This window comes from Nitrospirillum iridis (assembly GCF_014205765.1).
GTDB classification, from domain to species: Bacteria; Pseudomonadota; Alphaproteobacteria; order Azospirillales; family Azospirillaceae; genus Nitrospirillum; species Nitrospirillum iridis.
In genome coordinates this window covers 1-3,393 of the sequence record NZ_JACIIZ010000043.1, presented here as the reverse complement: position 1 = coordinate 3,393, position 3,393 = coordinate 1, and the positions used below count along the sequence as shown (strand labels likewise).

The window sequence follows — 3,393 nt, the reverse complement described above, 5'->3', positions numbered from 1 at the left end:
AGCAGGCCGGCGTTCTGCAGGACCAGCAGGCTGCCGCTGTTGGCGATGGCCCGGCTGCCGCCCGTGACCTGGCCGATGTTGACGAACAGGCCCACGGTTCCGGCATTGCTGATGCCGCTGGTAGCACCATTGATCAGACCGGCGTTGCCCAGGGCGTTGATCGTGCCCTGGTTGTCCACGCCGGCGCCGGTGGTGCCGGTGATGCTGCCGTAGCTGACCAGGGTGCCGATCACCCCGGCGTTGGCCACGCCGACGCCGCCGGTCATCACCCCCAGGGTGCCCAGCGTGCCGTTGGCGATCGAGCCGATGGTGCCCAGGTTGTCCAGCGCCGCATTGGCGCCCGTCAGCACGCCAGTGTTGCTGAAGGACCCCAGGGACCCCGTCGCCGCCACGTAGACCGCGTTGCTGGCGCTGATCGTCCCGCTGTTGGAGAGATTGCCCAGCGTGCCGCCGACATAGTCGTTCAGGCCCGCCAGGAACAGGCTGGTGCCGCCGACGCTGCCCGTCACCTCCATGCCCGTCACGTCGGCGCTGTAGCTGAGACCGCTGTAGCTGGAGCCGACGCCGCCGGCCACCAGCGCGGTGCCACCGCCCACGCCCGCCAGCAGGTTGAGCGTCCCCGGCACGCCGCTGACCGCGACCGTGCCGCCCGTCAGCACCGCCGCCCCGCTGACCGCCAGCTGGTTGCCGTAGCCCAGGGACAGCGTGCCGGCCGACTGGCCGTAGTTGCCCGTCACGCTGATAATGGTGGCCAGGCGCAGCGAGGCCCCGCTGTTGACCAGCGTGCCGCTGCCGAGAGTGACCTGGTCGTTCAGCCACAGATTGCCCGACGCCAGCACCACGTTGGCCAGCGTGCTGGTGATCGTGCCCATGGTGTTGAGGGTGCCGGACAGCGTGCCGGTCAGGCTGCCCACCACCGTGCCCGTGCCACCGGTGATGGTCAGCGCGTTGGCCGAGGTATTGATGAGGCTGCCGGCGATCAGGCCGCTGTTGTCGATGCGGCCGATGCTGCCGCTGTTGCGGAGGGCCACCGGGCTGGTGATCGTGCCCTGGTTGGTCAGCACCCCGATGGTGCCGGCGTTGTTGAGCCCGGCCGCCGTGCCCACGGGCGCGTCCTGCAGCAGGCCGGTGTTGATCACCGTGCCGATGACGCCCTGGTTGTACAGGCCAATGGTGCCCGTGGCCGTGCCGCTGTTGGCCACCAGGCCGATGGTGCCCTGGTTGCGGATGCCGAACCGCGCCCCGTCCAGCAGCCCGCTGTTGCTGAGCGTGCCCAGCGAACCGGTGCCGGTGATGTAGGCCGCCGTCAGCACGCCACTGATGGTGCCGGTGTTGTTGAGGCTCCCCAGCGTGCCGCCGATGTAGTCGTTCACCGCCGCCGCCACCAGGTCGACGTTGGACCCGATGGTCTGCGTGCCCGCCGCGATGGTCAGGCCGCTGACACCTGAGGTCAGGCTGACCCCGGTATAGCTGGAGCCCGAACCGCCCTGCACCAGCACCACGCCGCCGCTGCCGCCCACCACATAGTTGCTGGTGGACGACACGCTGGCGGTGATGGTGCCGCCGGTGATGGCCGCCACACCGCTGACCACCGCCGACAGCGTGCCCAGCGCCAGCGTGCCGCTGGCCTGGCTGTAGTTGCCGGTGATGCTGAGCGTGCTGGCGAGTTCCAGGCTGGCGCCATCGTTGACCACCGTGTGGCCGCCGACATTGATCGCGTCGCCGATCACCGCCGCGCCGCCGGCGAACACCACGTTGGCCGCGGTGTTCGTGATGATGCCGCCGGTCAGCGTGCCGCCGCTGCCCGCCAGCACCAGGTCAGCCGACGCCAGGTTGACGATGTTGCCCGCAATGGTGCCGCTGTTGCTGACCGTGCCCAGCGTGGCGTTGGCCGCGTTGTACAGCGCCGTGACGCCCGAGAGCAGACCACTGTTGGACAGCAGGCCCAGGCTGCCGCTGTTGGCGATGGCCCGGCTGCCGCCCGTGACCTGGCCGATGTTGACGAACAGGCCCACCGTCCCGGCATTGCTGATGCCGCTGGTAGCACCATTGATCAGACCGGCGTTGCCCAGGGCGTTGATCGTGCCCTGATTGTCCACGCCGGCGCCGGTGGTGCCGGTGACGGTGCCGTAGCTTACCAGGGTGCCGATCACCCCGGCGTTGGCCACGCCGACGCCGCCGGTCATCACCCCCAGGGTGCCCAGCGTGCCGTTGGCGATCGAGCCGATGGTGCCCAGGTTGTCCAGCGCCGCATTGGCGCCCGTCAGTACGCCGGTGTTGCTGAAGGACCCCAGGGACCCCGTCGCCGCCACGTAGACCGCGTTGCTGGCGCTGATCGTCCCGCTGTTGGAGAGCGTACCCAGCGTGCCGCCGACATAGTCGTTCAGGCCCGCCAGGAACAGGCTGGTGCCGCCCACGCTGCCCGTCACCTCCATGCCGGTCACGTCGGCGCTGTAGACGAGGCCGCTGTAGCTGGAGCCGACGCCGCCGGCCACCAGGGCGGTGCCGCTGCCCACGCCCGCCAGCAGGGTGAGCGTCCCCGGCACGCCGCTGACCGCGACCGTCCCGCCCGTCAGCACCGCCGCCCCGCTGACCGCCAGCTGGTTGCCATAGCCCAGGGCCAGCGTGCCGGCCGACTGGCTGTAGCTGCCCGTCACCGAGACGAGGGTGGTCAGGCGCAGCGAGGCCCCGCTGTTGACCAGCGTGCCGCTGCCGAGAGTGACCTGGTCGTTCAGCAACAGATTGCCGGAGGCCACCACCACATTGGCCAGCGTGCTGGTGATCGTGCCCATGGTGTTGAGGGTGCCGGACAGCGTGCCCGTCAGGCTGCCCACCACCGTGCCCGTGCCACCGGTGATGGTCAGGGCGTTGGCCGAGGTGTTGATGAGGCTGCCGGCGATCAGGCCGCTGTTGTCGATGCGGCCGATGCTGCCGCTGTTGCGGAGGGCCACCGGGCTGGTGATCGTGCCCTGGTTGGTCAGCACCCCGATGGTGCCGGCGTTGTTGAGCCCGGCCGCCGTGCCCACGGGCGCGTCCTGCAGCAGGCCTGTGTTGATCACCGTGCCGATGACGCCCTGGTTGTACAGGCCAATGGTGCCCGTGGCCGTGCCGCTGTTGGCCACCAGGCCGATGGTGCCCTGGTTGCGGATGCCGAACCGCGCCCCGTCCAGCACCCCGCTGTTGCTGAGCGTGCCCAGCGAACCGGTGCCGGTGATGTAGGCCGCCGTCAGCACGCCACTGATGGTGCCGGTGTTGTTGAGGCTCCCCAGCGTGCCGCCGATGTAGTCGTTCACCGCCGCCGCCACCAGGTCGACGTTGGACCCGATGGTCTGCGTGCCCGCCGCGATGGTCAGGCCGCTGACGCCCGAGGTCAGGCTGACCCCGGTGTAGCTG

At 70.1% G+C, this 3,393-nt stretch carries 1 protein-coding gene; it reads right to left on the bottom strand.

The features are described 5' to 3' along the window. On the bottom strand, window positions 1-3,393 hold a 3,393-nt coding region (locus tag FHS74_RS30035), incomplete at both ends, for a beta strand repeat-containing protein (RefSeq protein WP_184807951.1).